This is a genomic window from Paenibacillus sp. G2S3, assembly GCF_030123105.1.
Classification (GTDB): domain Bacteria; phylum Bacillota; class Bacilli; order Paenibacillales; family Paenibacillaceae; genus Paenibacillus_AQ.
This window is the reverse complement of the sequence record NZ_CP126095.1, coordinates 1,686,975-1,712,575: the sequence shown is the minus strand read 5'-3', so window position 1 is coordinate 1,712,575 and position 25,601 is coordinate 1,686,975. Positions and strand designations below refer to the sequence as shown.

Annotated in this window: 13 protein-coding genes; 2 read left to right on the top strand and 11 right to left on the bottom strand. The window is 47.8% G+C overall.

Translation table 11 applies throughout. From position 1 onward, the window contains the following. Window positions 1–159 precede the first annotated feature (159 nt). From QNH28_RS07540 to QNH28_RS07495, 10 genes are all read right to left on the bottom strand, one after another. A complete protein-coding gene (locus tag QNH28_RS07540) occupies window positions 160–8,127 on the bottom strand; it encodes a polysaccharide lyase family 8 super-sandwich domain-containing protein (RefSeq protein WP_283910829.1) in 7,968 nt (2,655 codons plus the stop codon). 41 nt (window positions 8,128–8,168) lie between these two features. Beyond that, on the bottom strand, window positions 8,169–10,001 hold the full coding sequence (locus QNH28_RS07535) for a glycoside hydrolase family 35 protein (protein ID WP_283910828.1): 1,833 nt from the start codon (window positions 9,999–10,001) through the stop codon (window positions 8,169–8,171). 25 nt (window positions 10,002–10,026) lie between these two features. Then, window positions 10,027–11,301 (bottom strand): alpha-L-fucosidase, encoded by a 1,275-nt coding sequence (locus QNH28_RS07530; protein WP_283910827.1) that lies wholly within the window; start codon window positions 11,299–11,301, stop codon window positions 10,027–10,029. Between the two features lie 117 nt (window positions 11,302–11,418). Next, a complete protein-coding gene (locus QNH28_RS07525) occupies window positions 11,419–12,816 on the bottom strand; it encodes an ABC transporter substrate-binding protein (RefSeq protein WP_283910826.1) in 1,398 nt (465 codons plus the stop codon). 144 nt (window positions 12,817–12,960) lie between these two features. Then, entirely contained in the window at window positions 12,961–13,797 is an 837-nt protein-coding gene (locus tag QNH28_RS07520; RefSeq protein WP_042186014.1) for a carbohydrate ABC transporter permease, read from the bottom strand. A gap of 15 nt (window positions 13,798–13,812) precedes the next feature. Next, the gene (locus QNH28_RS07515; protein ID WP_042125419.1) at window positions 13,813–14,742 is read right to left on the bottom strand and encodes a carbohydrate ABC transporter permease; all 930 of its coding nucleotides are present in this window, start codon (window positions 14,740–14,742) and stop codon (window positions 13,813–13,815) included. A 170-nt stretch (window positions 14,743–14,912) separates the two neighbouring features. Next, on the bottom strand, window positions 14,913–16,496 hold the full coding sequence (locus QNH28_RS07510) for a response regulator transcription factor (RefSeq protein ID WP_283910825.1): 1,584 nt from the start codon (window positions 16,494–16,496) through the stop codon (window positions 14,913–14,915). Further along, a complete protein-coding gene (locus QNH28_RS07505; RefSeq protein WP_283910824.1) occupies window positions 16,496–18,217 on the bottom strand; it encodes a sensor histidine kinase in 1,722 nt (573 codons plus the stop codon). Before QNH28_RS07505 ends, QNH28_RS07510 begins: the two co-directional genes overlap by 1 nt. Window positions 18,218–18,284: 67 nt before the next feature. Next, window positions 18,285–20,447 carry an alginate lyase family protein gene (locus QNH28_RS07500; protein WP_283910823.1) on the bottom strand — a complete coding sequence of 721 codons (2,163 nt, stop codon included), beginning with the start codon at window positions 20,445–20,447 and terminating at the stop codon, window positions 18,285–18,287. After that, window positions 20,437–21,558, bottom strand: coding sequence for a glycoside hydrolase family 88 protein (locus QNH28_RS07495; RefSeq protein ID WP_283910822.1), 1,122 nt, complete (start codon window positions 21,556–21,558; stop codon window positions 20,437–20,439). Before QNH28_RS07495 ends, QNH28_RS07500 begins: the two co-directional genes overlap by 11 nt. A gap of 209 nt (window positions 21,559–21,767) precedes the next feature. On the opposite strand from QNH28_RS07495, the gene QNH28_RS07490 reads away from it, so the two are divergent. Continuing rightward, on the top strand, window positions 21,768–23,030 hold the full coding sequence (locus QNH28_RS07490; RefSeq protein WP_283910821.1) for a TraB/GumN family protein: 1,263 nt from the start codon (window positions 21,768–21,770) through the stop codon (window positions 23,028–23,030). A 307-nt stretch (window positions 23,031–23,337) separates the two neighbouring features. On the opposite strand, the gene QNH28_RS07485 is transcribed toward QNH28_RS07490, so the two are convergent. Beyond that, window positions 23,338–24,624, bottom strand: coding sequence for a Gfo/Idh/MocA family protein (locus QNH28_RS07485; RefSeq protein ID WP_283910820.1), 1,287 nt, complete (start codon window positions 24,622–24,624; stop codon window positions 23,338–23,340). A 146-nt stretch (window positions 24,625–24,770) separates the two neighbouring features. Here QNH28_RS07485 and QNH28_RS07480 point away from each other — a divergent pair, with 146 nt between their 5' ends. Beyond that, window positions 24,771–25,598, top strand: a complete 828-nt coding sequence (locus QNH28_RS07480) for a helix-turn-helix transcriptional regulator (RefSeq protein ID WP_283910819.1) — start codon at window positions 24,771–24,773, stop codon at window positions 25,596–25,598. Window positions 25,599–25,601 lie beyond the last annotated feature (3 nt).

Sequence of the window (25,601 nt, the reverse complement as noted above, 5' to 3'; positions counted from 1 at the left end):
CTCCTTTCTATTCAATCTCCTATTATTCACAAACCAAGTAGAAATGAAACGTCATTACAATCGGTTTAATTTTAAGAGGTCATCCGGAGACTTCTATAAACGTCAAAAGGGCTCTGGAATGGTTCTACTGAACCATCCCAAAACCCTGGCTTTGAATTCTTAATTTTCAATCTTGATTGTAAGCAGATTGTGCAGAATCATTGCGCTTTCAGCTCGAGTTGCTGAGCCTCCCGGATCGAATTGCCGGTCACTCCGGCCCTGGACGAATCCAAGGACCTGGGCGGCAATTATCGATTCACGGGCCCATGTGGCAGCCGCGCTCAGGTCGTCAAATTGAATCACCGGCATTAGGTCAGCCTTTTTTCCACTGACATACGCGTAAGCGCGCATCACCATGACCGCCATTTCTTGGCGAGAAATATGGGATTCCGGAGCAAAGTAGGTTTCACTTACCCCGTAAACTATCCCTGCTTCTACAGCCTGCGCCACTTCCTCCGCATACCACTGATCCGCAGATACATCTGCAAATACTGTAGATGATTCCCCTTCAAGATCCAGCAGGCGGGCAAGCATAACCGTAAATTCCGCACGGGTCACTAAGCGATTAGGATCGAACTTCCTTAGCCCAGTGCCTTGAATCAGATGTTTAGCGGACAGTTCTTGGACAGGCTTATATACCCAATGTCCGGTGGGAACATCGTCATACGATTTGTTGTATTCCAGCACGGCATATGCACCGGAATGTTCCGTATGCAGAGCCACTTTCCCCTGCAGCCAGGAACCGCCCATATACTCCATTAGTCCGGAATCAGGCAAGTAATAGCCACCAAGCAATGTCCTGTTCGCTTCAGGATGAGTGTTAAGCTCTAATATAACCCGCTCTACAAATTGTTGAATGACGCTCTTTTTCCCGTCTCCTGTGACAATATAGAGCTTAAAGTCAAGGAACTCACCTGCCTGGTGCAGCTCTGCGCCGGATTGTCGCTCCGCGCTGGCCAGCATTCGTTGTGCCACTTCCCCTTCTACCTCAGAAGCCTCCAGAATGATCTGGCTACCGGCCAATTGCTCCACAGGAATTAATGCCTGCAGCTGTTGAAGCACCGCCGCCGGAAGGGTCACATTGAAGTTAGAAGCCTCAACCCGAAGAGGCTTCTGCTTGAGAATATCCGCTGCCATGCCCGGCAATACTAGCACGCTCAATTTACCCTCATACACAATCGCAGCCGAAAGATCATTCAAAGAGGCTGCATTTAGTTGCAGTTGTCCTGGCATTTCGTCAAGTACAGAAGGCGCTTGTGGTTGCGGATTCGGAGCCGTTGAAGTTCCATGCTCCGCTTGTAGAATTTGAAGCTCAAGGCTGCTCTGCTGGCCTCCGTACTTTGCAGTAATAACAACCATGCCCGGAACGAGCGCTTGCAGCTGCCCCGCTGCCGTTACTGTAACTACCTTCCTATTGCTGCTCTCGTAGATCACACCCTCGGTTACCGTATGGCGGCTATTGTCGCTATATACCGCCGTAGTGACCACCTTATCGCTCTGACCTATTTTCAAAGATGCCGGACCGCTTAACGAAATCGAGACGAGCTCCGGTAGCGAATCATACACTTTTAACGGATAGGAAGCGGTCATATTATCATATACGGAGGAAATAACCGAAATCCCTGGGCCTTTTGCTTCAATATGGCCATCTTCGCCTATACTTGCAACATTAGGATCGCTACTTTCATAGATGATGCCTTCGGTTACTATATAATGGCTGCCATCGCTGTATACAACCGAAGTAACCGCCGTTCCAGTCTCCCCAACAGTCAGGATTTCCGGGACGCTGATTACCATTGAAGCTCTTTCAGTTGGCTCCATGATCGTCACCTGAAGCTGCCGGAATGTTTCCACATTGCCAGCCTTGTCCACCGAACGGTAATCAATGCCGTAGGTTCCTGGGTTCTCAATATATACGCTTTCAGTGACCGTATTCCATGCACCGCCGTTGAGCCGGTACTCCGTCCGCTTAACCCCCCAGCCGACAGCTCCCCCATTGGATAGGTCGGTCGCATCGAAGATGATATTCACTTTGCCCTTATATACGCCCCCTTCTATTGATTCTCCAAGTACGGTGGCTTTTGTGACCGGAGGTGTTGTATCCTTCGGCAATATCTCCAGATATGCGGCGTATTTGCCATTCTCATTCTTGCGGCTCCTTATGTCTGTGGCGAGATTATAACCTACCTGCCTAAGAGCCAGACTTATAACGGGATCGGAAGGGAACTCCGAGCCAACCCATGAGGTGATATCGAACTGCCGCCACTGCTCCGGCCCGGAAAAGGTCTGCAGCACGGCCTGATTGCCGATTTTCGGAGCATTATTGTAATTCAGCGTTGCCTCTGTCCATGAATCATCACTAACTCCAAAGACACCGATATCCGACAATGTGCCAGCCCCATCATTCGTCTTTCCGTATACGTTCAGCTTCACTGAACCTACTTCGCCGACAAATGGTCTCAGATCGAATTTTAGATAAGTTCTTCTGTCCGTGTCCCCACTGCCATTTCTGATTTGCAGGTAATTGACCGAACTATAATTGATTGCGGCTTTCGATCCTCCGTTGACATACGCATCTTCAGACACATACAACTTCGTTTTGGCCGCTTCGTCCGGTTCCGAATCAGAGGGCTCATAAGGCTCGGCATTCGGATCAATTCTGAACTTGATAACATGGCTTTTCCCTTTGGAGCCGCTTGTATCAATTGCGAGTTCGATCCTCGGTGAGAGTTGCATTACGGTCACGGTTGGATCTTTCATTAGTTCTTCCAGCGCGGCTTTACCGACATCCACCTTCACCACAGATTGGGATTGGGTCGGGTCCGAAATAGCTATCGTCAGTTCATCTCCAGACTCCTTGATGATGATGGAAGCTGGATTCTTGGCGCGCACGGATTCGATCATTCCCGGAACCCAGAAGTTCATAGCCGTAAGTTCCAGCTTCTGTTCCTTTACGGCCTGAACACTATCCGTATTGGCAATAATTTCGATGTCGGGATTGCTGCTATAACGCGCTGTCGCCGCTTGATCCTGATTCGGTAGCAGCACGTACGAATACGATTGATCCACAGGCTTCGTTCCCTGAGCAATCGACAGGCTGGCATAATTTCTAGTGATCGGCTCCGTTGATCCCCCTTGATTAATATCCTTCCAAGCGCCAGTCCGGGCCTCCTGCAGACCGTCTATCGTTGGTGCATCTGGGAAATAATAACCGATCCCCGAGCCGGGAATATTCCCTTCCAGATGTGCCCAATGTACCTGATTCATTGACTCAGACCAACCCAGAGCAGAAGGCTTTACCTCGCCGTTGATCGTAAGTACATTGTCACCGCTCTCCTTCAGCTTGCGGTTATCTACGATTGTCTCCACCTTGCGGTTATCCGTGCTTGTAATACCTGCCCCAAGCGCTACGATTTCATCGTCGAACATGAACCAGGACTTTTTACCGGACAATGTGCTATTATCCGGATCCAGATCCATGCCGGCCGCTCCGTAAAGACCGTCTATGGAGGATCCTCCAACCCATGTCTTTGATGTAGTCTTGGCTGCACCACGCGTTGCCCCATCCGAGGTAACCCCAGGTAGACGGTAAGCATTCACGGTCGGCCAGAATGCATCAGCATATTGATCCAGATCCTGATTATACAGATAGGTCATGCCCTCACCCGTATACCAACCCTTCAGGTTCTCCGTCCCGGCTTCATAGTTGGCGATTCGGGCCGAAGACATGCTGAGCCCGAAGGCATATCCAGGCCGGTGATGGACAATCCGATCCATAGCTGCAAATTGCTTGTGCACAGTAAGGTCTCCCGATGGCTGCACCTCTGGATCATTCATAAGCGTCTGGAGCAAGACAATATCCGCGACTCTTAGACCCTCGTAATAACTTTCTATTGCTGTATCGGCTTCGAACCAATATTTCACCATCGATTTAAATCGAGCCGCTTGCTCCGGTGGCGCGGAGGAAGCCAACCGAAGAATATGCGCCCAAGGCACGAGTTGTCTGTTCCCCCGGGCTATCGATCTGCCGAACACCATATCCATCATTTGTTTTCTATAGACAAGGGGTTCATAAGAATCCGTTACCCAGTTATATACATTCTTCAGATTGACATCAGTCAGCGGCCAAGAGGACCCGGTCAGCAAGGTCATCATCTTCATCATATCGCCAAGCAGTACAGCCCCGTAGCTGCCGGTATAAGCTATATTATTATGCTGGATAAAGGAGCCGTCCTCATAGAATCCGTCTCCGCGGGTTACATAGGGCAATACCTGGCTAACGGCATCCCGTCCCTGTTTGATCTTCCCGCTGTCACGATTGTGAATGCCCCTCAGGACTACTGCCAGTGCTTTATCCAACCGATTCGCGCCGGTTTCCATCAAAGAGGGTTGATTCGTCCGTTTGGTCGGGTCCGGGCAGAACTTATCGATGGCTTTGGTATAGCTGGCAATCTGATCAACGGACAAATACTCGAACATCAAGGCCATCGTATCTCCCAAGGCAAGCGGAATGCCGATCTCCCATTCGAACCAGTTTCCTTTCTCCTGTTTGGTTTCGTTATACCAATTAGCGTATAGGAAGTCTAAACCGCTCAGAATATCTGTTTTTAACTGCATATTCTGATACAAAGGCGACCCGGTTGTTGAAAAAGCAATGGCCATGTCCTTCAACCGGTTATAAGACGCCGCCGTATCAAAAGCATCCGCCGTACTGCCCGGCTTATCACTCCATAGATAAGTACGGCTCATTTGCTTATTCATCGTATCCCAGTACCCGGTTTGCACCTGATTGCTTATCTTATCGGATAAAGCTGTTATCGACTTGGCGATGTCCGGATTATGTGGATCGAAGGAACTCCCTCCGGTTAAATAATCTACCCATCTTCCACGAAGCTCATCATATTCGTCTTTCGGAGCCTCTCCTTCATTAATATTAAATTTTATGACATGCGTTGCCCCTATGGAATTCGTCACATCTACAGTGATAACTACATTTCCCGAAGCTTGCAACACTTCCGTCTCGCTGTCTTTGCTGAGCAATGTCAACCCTGGTACATCCAGTTCTAGGGACAATAGGTTTTGCGATTGTGTAGGATCAGACACCGAAACGATAAGCTCCTGATCGGTCTGCTGAATCATCACGGAAGCTGGATTGCGTGCCTTGATGAAATCCACCGTTCCGGCATTCCAGAAATTAGCGGCGGTTATGCCCAGCTTTTTCTCTCTGACTGCATGCACATCCTTGGTGTTGCTCAGCACTTCGATATCCGGGTTGCCACTATAGTCTTCAGTACCGGCAATGTCACGATTAGGCAACAGAACATAAGAATATGAGCCATTCGAAGGCGTATCTCCATGCTCAAATGCCAGGCTTAAATAGTTCCGTGTAACGGGAACATCGGATTGGGTGGTATTTATCTCTTTCCAGCTGCCGGTTCTGGCTTCACGCTGAGCTAAGAGACTTGGAGCGTCGGGGAAATAATACCCGACGTCGGAGCCTGGTACATTGCCTTCCAGATGGGCCCATTGAACGTTCTTCACTGTCTCTGCCCATCCGGGCTGTGACGGTTCTGCGGCTCCATTGATTAGAAGTTCGTTATTCCCCGCTTCGTTCAGCATCCGGTTATCGATGATCGTCTCGACAGACTGCGGGCCGGCTGTTGTTTTGGAAATTCCCGAACCGAGTGCCACAATCTCATCATCGAACATGAACCAGGATTTCTTGCCCTGCAAGTCGCTGCCGGTCACTTGGGATAGCGAGAAATCCATGCCGGCTGCACCGTACAGACCTTCCAGCGAAGATCCTCCCACCCAGGTCTTCGGATTCATGTAGCTTTTCCACTCCACAGGTACCATCCCTTGCCCCGACCCATCAGTTGTCGTTCCAGACAAGCGATAAGCATTGACGGTAGGCCAGAAGTCATTGCGGTATTGGTAGAGATCCTGATCGTATAAATAGGTCATCCCAATCCCTGTATACCACCCTTTTAGGTTCTCGTTGTTCCCTTTCTCAAAGGCCGAGATACGATTGGAGAACAGGCTCAGGCCAAAGCCGTAACCTTCGCGTAAATGAACAACCCGGTCCATACCGGCGAATACCTGATTCTTAATCAGTGCTCCTCTTGGATGGATCTTCCCGTCATTCATCAGTTTTTTGACAATTGTTATATCGGAAAGAGACAACCCGTCATAATAATTTCCGGCTGCCATATTTGCTGAGATCCATTCTTTCGCCGCTTGCTTGATAGATAATGCAACATTCTCCGGTGCAGTTTCAGCCATTCGCAGCAAGGTAACAATCAATCCCCTAGCGCTGCCGCTCCCTTTTCTGGAAATGCCCCTTCCATTAACTGAGTCCATAAACTGACCATTATAGATCACCGGCTCATACGTCTGGGCCACCCATTCGTAAATGTTCAGTACATTCGGGTCCGTTATCGGCCATGGTGAATCAGTCAGCAGAAAGGACATATCCGCCGTGCCTTTGAGCCAGACCGAACCATAACCTCCTGTATAGGCAATATTATTATGCTGTACGAGTGAACCGTCCTTGTATACACCGTCTCCATGAGTAGTGTATACATACTCTGAGCCTATGGAATCACGGCCCTGAATGATCTTCGCACTATTGTTACCAATAACGCCTCTTACCGTGACCACAAGCGCTTTATCAAGCAGGTTGGCACCCGTCATCTTCGTACCCTTTACACCAAGTACGGCTCCTGTTTTCGGATCCGGACAAAAGGCATCAATAGCCGCAAGATATTGATTGATTTGCTGCGGCGTTAGGTGGTCATACATCAGCACCATAAGATCATTCACAATCTGCGGAGTGCCAATCTCCCAGTCCCACCAGTTCCCATAAGCGCTTTTGCCCGGATTGTAACGGTTTGTGTACATCCAATTGATTGCGCTTACAATATCATTCGCCAAAGAACTGTTGCCGTATAGTTCCGATCCCTCCACAGAATAGGCCAATGCCATAGTCTTCAAGCGGTTGTAAGCGCTTGTAATAAATTGCGAATCCGTAGTGCTTGCGGTTTCGCTCCACAAGAAAGTTCGTCCGGATGATTTGTCCATACTTTCCCACAGCGTAGCTGCCGAAGCTGCCTGTGCGCTTATACTAGCAGCTATGTCAGGATCTTCCGCATCGTATTGGCCACCGCTTAGCCGGTCATACCATTTCAGCCGCAGTTTATGGTAAGCCTGCATCGTGTCAGAGGATTCGACATTCACCAGGCATTCAGCTGCAAGGATACCGTCTGGTGTGGCGATCTTGATGGTCGAAGAGCCTACCCCCGTACCTGTCACATTGCCGAAAGCATCCACAGTCGCAGCTTCGGGATTGCTCGAAGTCCATACTACCGTTTTGTCCGCCGCCGTTAAGGGGGATAAAGTCGGCAGTAATGCAACCGTGTCCCCTTTGACCATCGAGAAGGCCGTACGATCCAGCGCAATCCCCGTAAGTCCCGCATATTCCTCCAATACGACATCATCTATCCATAGCTTTCCTTTTCCAGTTTCCAAAAAAGGCTCGATGACAAGCTTCGTCGCATTGGCCGGCATAGTTAGAAGTACTTGCTGCAGGGTCCAGTCATGCGTGCCTGTTATTTTAGGAGAGGAAGGTCCATCCCCCACTTTGGCGGTATTATAATACTGTGTTCTAAAGTAGGCGCCCTGACCGGTTACATTGTCAGTCTTCAACCAGACTTTAAGTCTGTAGGATTTACCGGGGATAACCGAAGTTACCCCCTGATTGATAGAAATCCTGCTTGTGGAAAAGGCATCGAACAGCATGGACCGGGTTCCATCATGCGCTGTCCCAGCGTCGATCTTAATATTTGCTGTTTTATTCGTGCCCTTTCCACTGCCGGTAGGAACCCATAAGCTCCAACCCACCGGAGCCGAGTCAGTAACCCCTGTCCAAGTTGCATTCAGGGCTGACGTTGTATTTTCAAAACTTCCGTTAAGTATGAGATTAGACGCAGCCGCTGAGGCTTTACCATCAGCGTTGTAATGAATTCCTACGCATGAAGAAAAAAGATCAACAATGAGAACTAACACTAAAACCAGACTTGATTTCCGCATTTGTTCACCCCAATCTTTGAATTGTTTAAAGCTAAAAATGTCTACAAGTTATCTTCCTGCACAAAATTCAGCACAGCATCGTCGACGGCCGAAGTTTTTCCCAGATCAGGGCAATTTACAAGCTCAATCTCGCAAGTCTCCGCACAGCCGTGCAGCTCCAAAAGAACCAGTTCATTACGACCCTTGCGCAGCAATGGACCTGGGATATATAGGGCCCTCTGCGGTCCTGCGTTCCAGTAGCGGCCCAGATTAAATCCGTTGATCCAGGCGACCCCTTTATTCCATCCATCGAACCGTAGAAAAGTATCGCCAATCTCCTCCGCCTCGAAGCAGCCGCGGTAGAATCCGGGCAGACCCTGAGGGGACAGAGTTTCTTGCTCCTCCACCGTCTGCTCCTTGTACTCAAGTGAAGCCAGCGTTTCCGGTTCTAGAGGCAGTGTGCGGATCGTCCAGTTATATTGCAGCTGGTTATCGATCCGAACCCCGTCCAGAATCCCTTTCGGATCACGAATGAGCGGTCCGTAATTGATCCGGCCCATATTCTCGACGAGAATATCCAGCTTCGCTCCCCCGGCAGGAATGGAAAGTTCCAGTGGCTGCGGATTCCAGCGTTCAATGACCCCAAGTACCTGTCCATCCAGGAAGACCTGCGCCCGGTCACGCACGCCCTCGATGTAAAGCTTCTGCTTGGATCGTGGTCCCTGCACATAAGTGCTGTACAATATAAAACCATAGGATTGTCCGAGCTTTTCCATCGGCTGCACACACACACTATTTACCGGCTCGGATAACTTCTCCAGATTGGAAGCTGTGAACAGTTCCGCCCTTTCCTTTAAGGCAACTTTCCCGTAGGAGATCTTCGAAATCGGCTCAGGGAGCGGACAAGTCGGTGCAAATCCATGTTTGCCTAGTACCGACCGGACAGCTTCAAATTTCGCCGTCGTATCTCCCCATTCCGTGAGCGGGGCATCATAGTCATAGCTTGTAGTCGTCGGCTCGTAGGTGACGATATGATTCGCTCCATTATAGAAACCAAAATTGGTCCCGCCGTGGAACATGTACATATTGAGTGAGGAGCCCTGCGTCAGGATATCATCCAGAACGCCAGCTACATCTTCAGCATCGCGCACATGATGATCCTCCATCCAATGATCGAACCAGCCGTTCCAATATTCCATCACCATCAGCGGCTCTTCAGCTCGGTACTCCCGGTATTTGCGGAAGGATTCCTCTGCACAGGAGCCAAAATTGACTGTAGCGTGCACATCTTCCAGTGTTCCGCCGAGCAACATTTCATCGGTTGGCCCATCTGAGGTAAAGAGCAACACATCGACCCCTCTGCTGAGCAGTCCATTACGCATATATCTCAGGTAACTACTGTCATTGCCATAGCTGCCATATTCATTTTCTACCTGGACGGCCAGAATTGGCCCGCCATGTGTGGAGAGCAGCGGAACCAGCCGAGGAATCAACTCATCGTAATACAGGTCCACCTTGCTTAAATAAAGAGGCTCACCGCAGCGAAGCTGAAGTTCACTGTAAGCCAGCAGCCAGGCCGGCAGACCACCGAATTCCCATTCCGCACAGATGAATGGACTCGGTCTGACAATAACATGAAGCCCAAGCTCTCCAGCCAGTTCGATAAAAGAGACCACATCGGCCATGCCATCAAATACGAACTCCCCTTCCTTGGGTTCATGCATATTCCAAGCGATGTAGGTCTCCACGGTATTGAATCCGCAGGCTTTCAATTTCAGTAGCCGATCTTTCCAGTATTCAGGCACAACCCGAAAATAATGAATGGCTCCGGATACGATCCGGTAAGGCTGCCCGTCCAGCAAATAGTGTCCGTTGTTCCAAGTGAGTAGGCTCATACTCTACAACCTCCTTTTTTAATATCTATTCTAACGAATCTCCGCAGTGATAGACGGCAAGCCGTCTGATCTTGGGGCTTGCCGTAGCTACGGGCACCCGAAGTCGTATTTTCTCTGCGCATACCAGAGGGAAGGCGTCGATTTTCTTATGGCCAATCGCGCTACCGCGCTTCAGCTCCAGCCACGCTCCGTTGCTGTACGCTTCCAGCACATAGGCTCCCACTCTCTCACCGTAAGCGATGTCCTCCATAATCTCGACGTGATCAATCACGGTAGCTACAGGCAATTCCAGCTCAATAAGATCTCCGGTTCCTGCTGTTACCGCCAGAGCCTTGCCGAATCTGCGCTCAATTTCCTTGCCAAATTCCAGCAGTCGCTGCACATCGGCCTCCGGAAGCAGCCCTCGGTTGTCAGGGGCCACATTGAGCAGCAAAGTCGCCCCATGTCCGACCGAACGATAATAAATATCCATTAGCTGCTCCAGAGACAACAGCAAATGTTCCTCCTCAGGATGCCAGAACCAGCGGTCTTTACGGATGGGCACATCGCATTCCGCAGGCACCCAGCTCGGCGTTCCGGGAAGCCAATTCAATGAGGCTTCACTGAACATGCTACCCCGCGCGGAATCCGCAGTGTTCCAGCATGGATAAGGAGCAACGCCATCCTCATTGCCAACCCAGCGAATGGTAGGTGCCCCCATATTAAACACCATGGCGCTTGGCTGATGGAGCTTAATCAGATCCATAATCCGCCGCCAATCGTAATTACGGCCCTCAGACCCTGCGCCGTCGAACCAAATCTCCGTAAGTGGGCCATAGCCCATAAGTAGCTCCTGCAATTGCAGGCAATAGAAATCATCATACGCTTGCGGATCCGCATAACATGGCTCATGTCTGTCCCATGGAGACAAATAAATGCCGAAGCCTAGCCCAAGTTCACGGCAAGCCTCCGCGCACTCCTTGACAACATCACCACGCCCTTCTTTCCATGGACTGGAGGCCACAGAATAAGTGCTTGTTGCAGTCGGCCACAGGCAGAAGCCGTCATGATGCTTAGCGGTCAGTATAAAATAACGGAATCCAGCTTCTTTAGCTGCACTAACCCATTGGCGGGCATCCAGATGAAGCGGATTGAAGAGCGTAGGTGAATCGCTGCCTTCTCCCCACTCCTGATCGCAAAACGTATTCATTCCAAAATGGCAGAACATCCCCAGCTCCAGGTCCTGCCAATCCATCTGCTCCCTGGAAGGCAACGCTGCTTGCTCTTCGGGCTTGTTCTGTGAAGAAATGCTTTCCATCATTTTTATACTCTCCCGTATATTTTGTGTAAGCCCAATGTATAAAAAAGGCTTTGGAAAGCCGGTTGATGACCTTCCAAAGCCCCGTCCCCAACTTGGGATACCTCGCTTATTGCCTATTTACTTGATGACACCTTTTTCGTTGATAATTTTCGTTGCTTCATCAACCATCCATTGCTGCACCTTATCAATCGATTCATTTCCAAGCATGAATCTGCTGAAGCCGTCATCGATAATTTTGGTCAATTCGGACGTTGCCGTCGTCATCACCTGCGCACCGTCAAGAAACTGAATTTCGTTATCAAAAAGTGTGTATTTGAGTGAATCCATATCATACATATCTTCTTTGCCAGCGACCAATTTATTCAGCAAGGTCTCATTGTCAGCTTTTTTATATCCGGAGAATTCTAGTCTGTTATCACTAACAGCCGTCGACATAAATCTCATCAATTTGAAGGAAGCCTCTTTGTTCTTTGAAGTTGCGCCCATCGCCAGCATGTTGCCGCTGGTGAAGTATTTGCCTTCATATTCTTTCGGTTCCGATCCTGCAGGAGGCACCGGTACTGGAGCAAAAGCTGTCTTGAATTCATGCGGATACTGCTCAGTATTACCCGGATCAGCAATCGTCCAGTTGCCAGCCAAGATCATAGCGGCTTCTTCATTGAAGAATTCCGTGCGGTAATTGAGCTTAGCAGCTAAAGCGTCCGCATAAGTTTTCGCAGATTTATCAGCAGACTCCATATCTTTGCGCAGCTGGAAGAAGTATTTATATGTTGGATCCGCGAAAATGGTCGTCCCGTCATCATACACGAATGGATCTTTCATCATCGTTTGAGCTGGAGCGTTCATGTACAATTCCCAGGTGTGGAAGTATGTGCCGTAACGTTTGTCCACGCCTTCGCCTTTGGTCAGTTTTTTGGCATAGTCGCGGTAATCATCCCATGTCCAGCCAAATTTAGGTACTGGCAGACCCGCTTCATCCAGTGCATCTTTGTTCAGCATCACGTAGTTGCTGCTCTTCGTATATTGCATCCCATAATAGTTGTTGTCGACCTTAGCATTCACATAATATTCATCCTCAGGAACGAGGTTATCTTTCTCATAGAATTCATTCAGCGGGGCAAGTGCTCCCCGAGTCGCCCGTTCAAGCACGCCTCCCAAGCTTGGCACCTGAACAACATCAATCGCTTCGCCGGAAGAAATCAGGAAGTCGAGTTTCTTCAGCATCTCTACAGAATCACCAGGAACGAGTGTCACATGCTCTACCTTGATGCCTGGGTTCTGATCCATAAATTCCTGCAGCATAGCATCGGTACCAGCCGACTGGGCTTCATTATCCCAGTTGTAATACTTGATGGCGACTTGCTTGTCCACCTTGGTGTTCCCGGCATTCGTACTAGCTTCAGCATTCCCATTCTTTTCCGAGTTTCCGGAATTTCCACAGGCGCTTAGCGTTAAGGAAACCGCCAGCATAGAGCCCAGTACAACGGATAATCTTTTTTTGCTCTTTGTCTTCATTTTACTTCCCCCCGCACTGAATTTTAAGTATAGTGCCTTGTTCATTTCTTATTATAGGCAACCGCTTTACTGGCCAAGTGCACAATTTTGCTGTTGTAGGATCACATTTTTGACTTTTACTATCTTTTTTGGCACACCCGCCGGTCAGCCCTTTACGCCGCCAAGGGAGATTCCGTTAATGACTTGCTTTTGCAGGGCAATGAACACGATGACGAGCGGGATGATCGCCGAAACAGCTGCCGTCATCATAATCGCATAGTTGTTCGAATAATCGTCCCGGAACAGTGTCATACCGAGTGGGATAGTGTACAAATTCTTATTTAGTAAGAAGATCAACGGATTCTGGTAATCATTCCAGGTCCAGATAAATTTGATGATTGCCACCGTAGCGAGCACCGGCTTGCAGAGCGGAATAATGATAGACCAGAATATCCGTAAATGGCCTGCACCGTCAATTCGCGCCGCTTCAATGTATTCGTCGCTGACACCAATCATAAATTGCCTTAGCAGGAACGTGAAGTAGATGGAGAACATACTCATTAATATGATCGCAGCATGAGTATCATAGAGACCGAACCAGCGAATCAGCAGAAAGCGCGGAATCAGTGTGGCCTGGTCAGGTATAATCATGAACGACAGCAGCGCCAGAAACACCATATTTCGTCCTTTGAACTTGATTTTGGTCAAGGCGTACGCCGACATAGATGAAATGATAAGTGTAATTAAGGTTGTAATAATCGCAACTTTAAAGGAATTTAAATAGAAATGAGAAAAAGGTACGCGTCCCATCCAAACCATCTTGAAATTATACGCTACATTGATCTTCTCGGGAATCCATTGGATCGGGAAGCGCATAACATCTTTCTCATATTTAAAGGCTGCGGAAATCATCCAGATCAGCGGAATAAGAAATACAATGGACAAAGCCCCCATGATGCAGGTAGTGATCACTCTGGACATATTTTTTCTAATCAGTTGCATGTTAAGCTCCCCCCTTTATTCTTCATTTCTCATTTTCCAAGTAGCTGCGGTGATCAAGCCTATGACGGCGAATAGCAGCCAGGAAATTGCAGAAGCGTAGCCCATGTTGTAGTATTTGAACCCTTCCTCATAGATCCTGAACACAAGCACGGTAGAAGAATTGTTCGGGCCGCCTTCGGTCAAAAAGGCGATGATGTCGAACACCTTAAATGAGCCAATCAGCATGGTTATAAGCAAGAAGAACGTGGTTGGACGTAGCATTGGAACCGTGATGGCAAAGAATTTTTTCAGAGCGCTGGCTCCGTCTATTTCGGCGGCTTCGTAGATTTCATCGGAAATATTCGTCAAGCCAGCCATATAGATAATAATGGTGTAACCCAGACTCGCCCAAGAACTGATAATGGCAATCGATAACAGCGAGGTCTTTGGATCCACCAGCCATTTCGGAGGGCTGGAAATTCCAAGCTCCATCAAGAACTGATTGATCGGGCCAAGGGATGGATGGAACAATGCGCTCCACACAGCAGCAATCGCAATAATCGAAGAAATATAAGGGATAAAGAAGGCAACTTTGAAATAATTTTTGAGAAATACACTGTTTTGAATCAATGCCGCCAGCACCAAAGCAATCGCAATCGGTATCGGCACGGTCATAATCATATAAATGGCATTGTTCTTCAAGGCTTGAATGATGCTCGGATCATGGAACATTTTGATATAGTTATCCAATCCGATAAACTCGATCCCTTGGACCCCCGACAATAGATCCCATTTCGAGAAGCTTAAATAAAGTGAGAATCCAAGTGCAAATACATTAAGAAAAAGCATTCCGACAATTTCCGGAGCTAGAAACAGCCACCCGGTCAAAGCCTCTTTCCGCTGCGGAGTCCAGAACTTCCGCTTCTCCTGCAGAATTTTTGGCACAGGTTGTTTTGCAGCCTCCACGTTGTATCACCTCGACAATTTGATTTGTCATTATAGTAATACATCCGCCTTCCGCATGAAGGAGTGATTATGACCCGAGATGTGCAAGATTTTGACCTTTGTCCGGCGACAACAAAAAAACCGCCCTAGATGGGCGGCGGGTCTATTCGATACGTTGAGAATTACGCTTCTCAGCGTACCGAGTGTTTGGATTTATATTCGCTCGGCGTTGTTCCCACATATTTTTTAAACACTTTTGAAAAATAGGTTCTGTCCGAATATCCCAGACCGACGGCTAGTGATTCCAGGTTCTGGCTGGAGATTTTCAGCATTTTGGTCGCAACCTTCATCTTGTGCTGATGTACATAATCCGTAAAGGTCAGACCTGTCATGCGTTTGAAATAACGCGAGAAATAGCTCGGGTCCAGAAACAGATAACGTGCCATATCGATTGAAGTGATGTTATCACCAAGATGCTGATCGATAAATTGCTGGATAAGCTGCAGCTTGGGCTCCTGCGGGGGAGTTCCTGCCACCTGCTGTTTGTTGCCTGTAATCTGCACAAGCTTTCTTTCCACCAGTTCCATCGTATCCTCCAGTGTGCGGGTTTGCACGAGATAGACGAACAGATCCTCATCGAACGTTAGTCTAGTGAACATCAGCTCGATACCGCGGAGCATAAAGGATAAATCCCGGACGAAATCGCCCGGATGGATAGCCATTACTTTTGCAGCCCTAGCGATTTCCTGAAGAGTGCCACGGATGGCTTCAAGATCATTTTTAATCACGGCCCGTTCCATCTGCGGGATATAACTATCCAAAAATCCTTGGGGCGCAGGCTGGAAGCGAGGGGTAGCGATTTGCAGAGTATCCAGAACTGTGTAATCCGCACTCGCATAGAACTCACACTTGTCCTGGACAATTTGCCGATGAATCTGTCCGATCGCCTGCAGCTCTATTTTCTCAGTGACTGCGATGATGCCCGGTTGAATCTTAAGGAGATGGGAGCACTCGGAACACAATCGCTGTAAATAATCATGAAAATAAAGACTGGCATTCTGCGCCAGATTCACACGGTAATTATACAGAATTACAATATTCTTCTGCTCCAAAAAAGGCGTAATCCCCTCACACGCTTCGGACAGCTCTAGAGCTATATTATAGATGGCATATAAAATAAGTGGATACTCGCTCTGCTTGTACCGCTTCTCGAAACTGGAAAAGTGAATGCTGACCGTGCCCAGCATGAACCACGGATACGTCCAGGATATGCCGATTTGCGCTGCATAGGCTAGCGTCGTTTCGGGCGGTGCGCCGCCGATCACCCTTTGCAGCAGGTTCTGCCGAAATAACTGGCTATTGTATCCCGTTTCCCCATGCTTGATTAACCCAATCTTCGACTTCAGCAAGTGTACGGACTTGGCAAGGCTTTTCTCCAGTTGCTCATCCGTAAGCTGGTCCTTAATTAAATAGTCATCCACTTTCAGCTTTACCGCTTGCTGAGCATAATGGAAATCCTCATGACAGGTCAGGAAAATAATTCTGACCTCCGGCTTCATACGAGTAAAGTAATCGGCCAGCTCAATCCCGTTCTTTTGCGGCAAGCCAATATCCGTAATCACGATGTCGGGCTGCACTTCCTCAAACATTAATAACGCCTTGGCACTGGAATAGGTGCTGCCGACAATCTGCAAGCTATGTGCTTCCCAGTCAATCATCTGCTGAAGCACCTTGAGCATAGGAACATCATCATCTATGAGCATCACTTTATACATCAATATCCCTCTCTCTCCGACAGATTAACCTGATGATTGCCTTGCGGCAAATACAGAGAAACGGACACCCCACCCTGCGGCAAATTATGCAGCGACAAGCGGGTATCCTGACCATAGGTCAGCCTCAGCCTTTGAACCACGTTAATTAAACCGACCCTTTGATAGGTTCCATTCTGTTCATCGTCCTTGTAGAGCAATCTGCGGTTCAGTCCTGCCAGAATTTCTGCCCCTGCTCCACAGCCATTGTCTTCGACTTCAATCATAATCCCATCAGGAATCGTTCGCGCACGAACGACAATACGCGGTGCCGGGTGGTCAACTAGACCGTGAACGATGGCATTCTCTACGAGAGGCTGCAGAATAAGTTTAGGAACGATGAGCTTCTCTGTATCCGCTTCCAGATCGACCTCCAGTTCAAGAGGGATTTCGTTGCGGATCTTCATGATGTCGATATAATGGTTAAGCAGTCTGCATTCTTCCCGTAAGGTAGCCGGTTCATTGACCTTCAAATAGGCACGGAGCAGACTCATTAGCGAATCAATGATCCCGCTGTGCAGCTTATCTTTAGCCAAAATAAGGCTACACTTGATCGAATTCAACGTGTTGATCAAAAAGTGCGGACGAATCTGCATAAACAGCGCCTCAAGTTCCATCACTCGCTTCTGTTCCTGCTCCAGCTCGATGTCGTGAATCAATCCTTGCAGTTGATCCAGCATGGTATTCAACGTCTGCCCTAGCTCAGCGATTTCATCCTTGCCCTTGACCTCCAGCCTGACATCAAGATTCCCCATCCCGAACTGGCGCACAACGCGCTGCAGCTTCATGATCGGACTATGCAATCTTTTGGCAATCAGCATGGAGGTGGCTGAAAAGACAATAAACAAGAGAAGCACCAAGCCAATACCACTATAAAAAGTTCGCGAAATCTGGCCCGACCATTCTTTCTCTGAAGCTTCATAGACCAGCTCCCAATTGGATTTGTCGATAGCTCTGGCCGTACGCACGCTCCCTCTAGCTTCCTTGCCTTCTGGGGCTAGCTCTGAGTTCCCGGCAATCAGACCTCCTCTAGAATCAAACAACGCCAGCTTGCCAAACTCGACCGGCCCGAGCAATTTGTTGAAATAGGTATCGGGAATCGAGATGAGAAGCACGGACACCTGCTGTTTCTCCCGGCTATCATAGATTACTCTGGCAATATAGTAGCTATTGCTTTTACCGGAACCGCTGTCGGCCATCCCAAGCCATTGCAAGGTCTCCGGTTCGTGAATATTGACACGTCCCATCAGCTTGTCCATGTTGGCATTAATCACGGATAAATTCTCAGTCCCAGATGAGATCACAAAGTGTTTCCGGTTAACCAAATACATGCGAATGTTATTATTTAGCGGCTTAGAGTTGATGAGCGAAAACACATCCTGAATTTGCGTAAAATGTACATAATCCTGATAGGTGTTCAGTCGCTCGGTATCTGCAAAGACCTTCAGATTGGCGCGAAAATTGGTATCGTTTACAATAAAATGCGATGCAAAGGTCACATCATCAATGGTCTTGTTTAGTTCGTCAATCATAACGTTCAGGAAGTTATCGTTGCTGAGCTGCAGCTTTTCTACCATCGTATCCCGGATTAGCACAAAGGAGATGATCGACACTGCAATCAGCGGGATAAAAATGAGCAAAAGAAATGATGCCTGGATACGTCTATAGTAAGTGAATTTGAACATGTTTTCTCCGCGCCTCTCTCATGCTCTTTTCTTTAATTCTATCAGCCCGTTATCCAGTATACATGCATTATTTGATTACCGTGACTTTCTTTTGACCGTTTGCGAAAACAATTAGCACTACTTCACCAAATATTTGTATACCTTCCACTACATAGGAATTCAAGTGACTGGATGGAACCTCATGGCTGATCACGATAAAATGCTCCTCATTCCTTTCAGGGAAGCTGATGCGGCATGCCTCCGCCTGCACAGCATCCACAGGTTCACCCGTATGGCGATAAATCGGCACCTGTTCAACCAGTGGACAGAACGGCTCACCGGAAGCCTGCGGGTACAGCATCTGCATCATCGATACCGCTCCTTTTCCCGTTCGGGAGTAAACGGCATGCTGATTGGGTTCCAGCAGATTGTATTCGCGGGAGATTACCCCGTCATCAATCTTGCCCTGAAGTCCGTCAACATTAACAGGAATGATGCAAAGATTGGCTTCCTGCTCATTTTTTGTACGGCAAATGAATGTCTCGTCTTCCATCTGAACCGCTCCGGGTGCAAAATGAAAATGCTGGGAAAACGTATGCTCCTGACGGCAGCTAAAGCTGTCGACCAGAAGCCAGTAATAAGGCTTTATGAATATGATCCTCCTTAGCAGGTGTACCGGATCATCCAAATGACGATAGCCATCGTGGCTGCCCTCAACATAATCAAAGTCCGAATTGCTAATCCATTTGCTGCCTGTTGGCTTCGCAATTTGGGAGAAGGACCATGTATCCGTGATTTCGGTAAATCCAATTCCGTCAACAGTAGTCGTATTATGGGCAGCGCTTTCTTTTAATGCTTTTCTGAGTGGTGTGTGATCACTATAGTTGTATCTGCCCAGATCGGTAAGCATATCCCACCCATAGGCATACAGATCGAAATGTAGCAGATCCGCATGACCATGTCCACCCCCAAGCGGTCCGCAGTGGAAATATAGGTACAAGTCCTGCTCGTCCCAACCCGTTCGCATCACATAATGACCGGAATGTGCGAAAGAGCGTGACAAGTAAGGCGGTTCCTCCGCAATCAGCTGCTCGTAGCCTTCAACTCCACTCGTTCCGAACAACCAGGCATTGTCATAATCCATATGATCGTATCCGCCAAAGCGGAGCACAGAATCCTGGAACAACCAACCTGCATAAGTCAAAATCGAACGGACATCGCTGTCATCGCTATCCCCGAGCATCGGCTGCCGATGATTCGGTTTGGCCCAATACAAGGAAGCGACGGCCATTTGATGAACTTGTTGCTGAAGTTCATCCGGTAGCTCCAGTCCATTCATGCGGGCCAAGCGGATGCAGTCGAGAAAACATACCAGCACCTCATGGTGGTATGTAGGCGATTGCTCCCAATGGATACCGTCTGCCATGACCTGGATTCTAGCCGTCTCCCCCAATCTCTCCTCACCGAGCCGCCGCCAAATCTTAGCCCTTGTGAACTCAGGGAAGTAGAGCGCGGTTTGGAATAAGCCACAAGTCTCCAGAACTCCCCAGTTACTAATATTCTTCCAGGCCGTAAACGATAAAGCTAAATATTCGCTGTGTTCATGAAAGGATATCATCACTTTCGCCAGAAGCGTCGGTGTGAGCAGCGGACTATCCTGTATATAGGACAACGCTTTGATCCAGTTCGCACAGCGAAGACCCGCTTCAATGGTACGCCAAGTCAGCGTATCATTCGTAGGCATGTCTGGAACAGGATTACGGTCCATCCAATCTTCAAGCTGACAGCAAAATGTTCTTGCATACTCCTCATTACCTGTTATCGCATATGCTTGTCCTAATGCCACCCAGTAGCGGTGGCGATTCAGCATATAAGCCCATTCTACATCCTTGTCCGGAACATAACGCCAGTCAATTTCTTCCTCAAAGGTAACCGGAATGCGGCTGCGTTCCATGTCCCAGGGAAATCGGAAGAGAAACGTCTTCTCCATAACTTCATTCACTGTCTTCATTACGGCTTCCAGCTCATCAGCGCAATAATGCTGTATATAGGCAATGAGCTGCTTCTTCTGGCTGTCCTCTGTCCGCCAGCCCGGCGTGCTCCGACTGGTCAAATACCGATGCAATTCAGTCAGCGCATCGTCCTGCCGTGCTTGGCTGAGCGCATCCTTCACCGGAGCTAGAGCGGGTAACTCAAGGTCGAGTAGCGTAAAGACAGCATAGGGAGAGGTTGTTCGGCCATCAGCGTTCATACCAGTACCCCCTGCTGCCTTTTTGCAGCCGCATCAATGCTTCGAGATAGAAATAATCTCCCCAGATCATGAAGTCATCTGGAGACAGATCGCCGCGCACATGATAAGAGCCGTGCTTCAGCAGCCCCTCCGCGTCTTCACCCATCGTGGAATAGTTCTGCAAAAGTGAAGTCATCGACTGTATTAATCCCTGCTGAAAATAAGCCCGCTCGGGATCTTCCTCCTCCATTAGCTCCAGCAGTTCCTGTAGTCCAGCTGCAACAATTGCAGAGGCCGAGCTATCCCGGTATGTATCCGCAGACACTGGAGCATTAAAGTCCCAGTAAGCGACATGATCCTGTGGCAAATGCTCCAGAAAATAGCGCGCCATCCGCTTAGACGTTTCCAAATACAACGGATCCTTAGTATAGCGGTAAGATAGTGCAAAACCGTAGACGCCCCAAGCCTGCCCGCGCGTCCAAGTCGATCCGTTAGTATAACCCTGGTGTGTAGCGCCGCCGATCGGCTCTCCGGTCTTCTGGTCGAAGAAAAACGTATGGTAGGAGCTGTCATCTCCCCGCACCAGATAACGTTTCGTTTTATCCGCCTGCATGACCGCCACCTGCCGGTATAGGGAATTGCCGGTCTGTTGTTCCGCCCAATACAAAAGGGGAAGATTCAACAGACAATCAATAATGATGCGTCCACCTTCCTGGGCATCTCCCACAGGTCCCCAAGCCTGAATATAACCACCGCCTGTGCGCCAGCGCTTCAGTAATAAGTCCGCCGCCTGCAGTGTCAACTGACGCGCGCATTCGTCCTTATCTATAATCCACTGGGCCTTGGAGGATAACGAATACAGGAAACCGATGTCGTGATGATCAAGCACCGTCTTTGCCGCGAAACGGCGGCGGAAATCCTCTACGGTATGGGATGCCGCGATACGAAAGCTATCCTCCTGCGTATATTCATAGCACAACCACAACATGCCGCTCCAGAATCCATTGGTCCAGTCGTCGTTGTTATTGAGCTGGTAAGTTCCATTCCTGCTGACATGAGGGAATTTGCCCCCGAATCGGTCTATGTTCTTACGTACCTTCTCTATCGCATCTTCAATCGCACTGCTCCACATAAGTTCCTTGCTCCCTTCGGGCTCTTCGTTTCTTACGTTTCATGATAAGGAGAGTGAACAGGATCTAATAGGGGCGATTTTTGCTTTGATGTGCATTATTTTGACTTTTGTACGACGTAACAAAATATATAACTATTTATGGAAAAATACGTTAAAATCAGAAAGTGACTTACAGCTTTCATTCTTTTTAGAAACGGAGTGTCCTATTAATGAAAAAGCTAGGTGTATTATTTTTATCCATTTTCATGGTTATGTCTGTCTTTACCACTGCCCATGCGGCTGAAAAGCCTGTCGGCGTATGGATTGATGGAACAGAAGTAAAGTTAGGCAATGCTAACCCTATTGTAGAAAAAGGAACTACCTTGGTTCCTATGCGTCCACTCCTAGAGAAGCTTAATGTAAATATGAACTGGAATAAAAAGACTCAAACTGTAACGGGGACCAAAAATGGTCTAGCCCTGTCACTGACTATAGGCAGCACCACAGCAACGGTAAACGGGGAAAAGAAAAAACTAGAGGTGGCTCCTAAAACCATCAACAATGTCACCTATGTTCCTGTCCGCTTTATCGGTGAAACGATCGGCTATAAGGTAGAATGGAGTGCGGCGCAGCGCACCATCACCTTTGTAGCTAATCACGAGGCTGCAGGCAGCACCGGATTCTTATGGAAAGTAGAGAACAACGGTAATACCGTCTATCTTCTTGGCTCTATCCATGTGGCAAACGACAAAATGTACCCGCTACGCCCGGAAATTGAAGCTGCTTTTGAAGCGTCTCAATATCTCGGGGTCGAAGTTGACTTAACCAAGGTTGATCAAAAGGAGATGCAAAAGTTCCTTACGGAGAAAGGTTCTTATACAGATGGGACCAAGCTCAAGGATCACGTATCTGCTGATACCTATAACAAAGTTGTTGCGCTTCTGAAAGCGAATGGTCTTGCAGGAAATGCATTCGATTCCTATAAGCCATGGGTCGTGACTCAAGGTATCTCAAGCCTACAAATGCAAACAACAGATTATACACCGGATACGGGTATCGACCTATATTTCACACAGAAGGCAGGCAAACTGAATAAACCAATTATTGAATTGGAAAATATGCAATTACAGCTGAACATGTTCAATCAATTCTCAGATGGATTACAAGAAAAACTTCTCCTCGATACACTCGATAGCCTCAAGCAAACGGACAATGCTGCAGCAACGGCTTCGCTGGATGCATTATCCCAAATGTGGATGCAGGGAGATGAACAAACCCTCGTAGCTATGACACAAGCGGTCGCTAAGGAGCCAGAATACTATAAGGGTCTCGTTTCGGATCGGAATGCCAACATGGTGAAGCATGTAAAAGAGTATTTGAATAGTGATAAAAAAGCGACTTACCTAGTCGTTGTTGGTGCGCTACATATGCTGGGTGATGATGGCATTGTGACTCAATTGCAAAAAGATGGCTTTAACGTCGTAAAACAATAATTTCTATAGCCAAAATAAATAAGGCTGTCTCTTAGTCATCTACAATGACTTTGGAGGCAGCCTTATTATTTCTACTTCTCTTTTAGGCTCAATTCTAAAAATAGTAGTTAACTTGACGTGAAGACAGAGCGGAGGGGTGGAGGGATTATGGAGAAACGCCAGTGTTCGCCTTTAAAGACCAATTTCAACTGCTAATCTTTCTACTATCCAGAAATTGGGCTTTAACAGCGATCGTAAGAACCCTCCACTCCGCAGCGGTTTGTTCACAAACAGGCTACTATTAATTTTGGCTTTGAGCTTTTTCCTTCTACAATTTAATTAACTGCTCCACCTTCACCGGAAGTCCAGTAGCGATCGAACGATTAGCTGCAATCCCGGTCATAATAGACAACGCCCCATCCACATGGGAAGCTGTACGATTAAACCGATCCTCCACAGGTCGTTCAAAAATATCACGGAGCATGACCGGATCTCCGCCCCCATGTCCCCCAACGCCTTCTTCAATTTCAACTTCATAAGGCGGCGCAAAATGAGGGAATACAGTGATTTGCTTGTCCTTTAGTGCCCCTTCATCTTCTTTCTTCCCCCCGGCGTTTACATAGGACTGTTCAACAACCTTAACTTCCATCCGCCCCTTCGTCCCATTAAATACTACAATGAAGCCTTCCCAAGGCAAATAAGCATTAAGTGAATAGTTCATAATCGTCTTGTTTTTGTATTTGACCATGACTGCCATCGTATCCTCAATGCTGATATTATCACCGAATACACTTTGATCTCGCAGGTACCCATCTTCATGCTCGGCATCCAGATACATTTGCTTAAGCTGCTCGTTGTCTTTTAGATGAAGCGCAAAGGGATCATTTTCCGCCGCACTACTACCATGGGCACGCTGATAAAACTCTGTCACCCCGCGCTTCTCCGCATTCTCTCTGCCATAGAACCTTAAATTTCCCATGGCATAGACCGTATCCGGACGAGAGCCCAACCAGAAATTCATCAAATCGAAATGATGTGTTGATTTATGAACCAACAGCCCTCCGCTGTTCCGTTTATCCCGATGCCATCTGCGGAAGTAATCCGCCCCATGCTGCGTATTTAGCAGCCACTCAAAATTGACGGATAACACCTCTCCAATCGCCCCATCCATGATCAATTCACGGATTTTGGTATTGTGCGGGGCATAGCGGTAATTGAACGTAACACGCAGTTTTTTCCCCGTCCGCTCAATCGCTTCAAGAATTTCCTGACATTTCTCTTCATCCACCGTCATTGGTTTCTCCGAAATCACATCACAGCCAAGCTCCATCGCCCGGATAATATAATGGTGATGTGTACGGTCAATACTCGTAACGATAACTACATCCGGCTTAGTCTCTTCAATCATACGATCAAACTCATGTGCTTTATAAGTAGGAACCGCATGATACTGATATTTCCCTTTCAGTAATCGATTCGCATAATCCATTCTTGCCCCATTCACATCGCAAAAGCCTACAATTTCTGAAGTTTCACGATAATTCGTAGTTATCTCACCATAGAAGAACTCCGCTCGGCCACCGGTACCTACGAATACATATTTCTTATTCGACACAAGGATCACTCCATCGCTATTGATTTAGATGCCGTTTCTTCTTATAGTTTATAGTATAAAATACATTCAAATCTAAGCGATTATTAGCAGAAATAGCGAAAACTTTGCATATATTAGCTTCATTATCTGAAAGGGGCAAATCTACAATGGAACAGGAGCTAGAGCCTCCATTTATCATTGAACAAATCAAAAGAGCCGGCCCATTCAGCATGGATTCCGACCATTATCACAAGACATATGAAATTTATTATTTACTCGCAGGTGAGCGCAGCTATTATATCAACAATCTAATTTACACTTTGCGCAAAGGTGATCTGATATTTATTAATAAAAATGAACTCCACCGCACTACTTCTAAGGGCTCAGTACGCCATGAGCGAATATTGATTAACTTTGAGGAGAGCTTTCTGCAAAAATCGTTGGCCAACTACGACCTAAGTATTCCTTTTTTAACTACACAAAGCTTACTTCTGCGTCCCGGAGGACATGAACAAGGAGCCATCGAATCTATCCTCTTCTCCATGCTAAAAGAACAAGAAGAACATCGATCACAGCAAATCCCCTATCTTCAGACACTTCTCATCCAGTTATTTATTGAAATGAACAGAGTACAAGAAATAAGCCGCGAGCCCATCGCTCCTGAGAGCAGTGAGAAGCAGCTTAAAGTCTACGAAATGATCGATTATTTACAGGCACATTATGTTGAAAAGCTTACATTAGAGCAGCTATCCGAAACTTTTTTCATCAGCAGTACTTATCTTTGCCGTTTATTCAAACAGACCACTGGCTTCACCATTGTTGAATATCTAAACTACATTCGGATCAAGGAAGCCCAACGACTCTTGCAGAGCACTAACACTAAAGTCACTGCCATTGCAGAGAATACAGGCTTTGACAGCATCGCCCACTTTGGGCGGGTGTTTAAGCAAATCGCCAAATGCTCACCTCTGCAATACCGCAAGCAGAATCGCTGATCA

Excerpts from the sequence above, each read along its gene's own strand:
- QNH28_RS07540 (WP_283910829.1), bottom strand. The coding sequence starts at position 8,127 with ATGCGGAAATCAAGTCTGGTTTTAGTGTTAGTTCTCATTGTTGATCTT.
- QNH28_RS07535 (WP_283910828.1), bottom strand. The coding sequence starts at position 10,001 with ATGAGCCTACTCACTTGGAACAACGGACACTATTTGCTGGACGGGCAG.
- QNH28_RS07530 (WP_283910827.1), bottom strand. The coding sequence starts at position 11,301 with ATGATGGAAAGCATTTCTTCACAGAACAAGCCCGAAGAGCAAGCAGCG.
- QNH28_RS07525 (WP_283910826.1), bottom strand. The coding sequence starts at position 12,816 with ATGAAGACAAAGAGCAAAAAAAGATTATCCGTTGTACTGGGCTCTATG.
- QNH28_RS07520 (WP_042186014.1), bottom strand. The coding sequence starts at position 13,797 with ATGCAACTGATTAGAAAAAATATGTCCAGAGTGATCACTACCTGCATC.
- QNH28_RS07510 (WP_283910825.1), bottom strand. The coding sequence starts at position 16,496 with ATGTATAAAGTGATGCTCATAGATGATGATGTTCCTATGCTCAAGGTG.
- QNH28_RS07505 (WP_283910824.1), bottom strand. The coding sequence starts at position 18,217 with ATGTTCAAATTCACTTACTATAGACGTATCCAGGCATCATTTCTTTTG.
- QNH28_RS07500 (WP_283910823.1), bottom strand. The coding sequence starts at position 20,447 with ATGAACGCTGATGGCCGAACAACCTCTCCCTATGCTGTCTTTACGCTA.
- QNH28_RS07495 (WP_283910822.1), bottom strand. The coding sequence starts at position 21,558 with ATGTGGAGCAGTGCGATTGAAGATGCGATAGAGAAGGTACGTAAGAAC.
- QNH28_RS07490 (WP_283910821.1), top strand. The coding sequence starts at position 21,768 with ATGAAAAAGCTAGGTGTATTATTTTTATCCATTTTCATGGTTATGTCT.
- QNH28_RS07480 (WP_283910819.1), top strand. The coding sequence starts at position 24,771 with ATGGAACAGGAGCTAGAGCCTCCATTTATCATTGAACAAATCAAAAGA.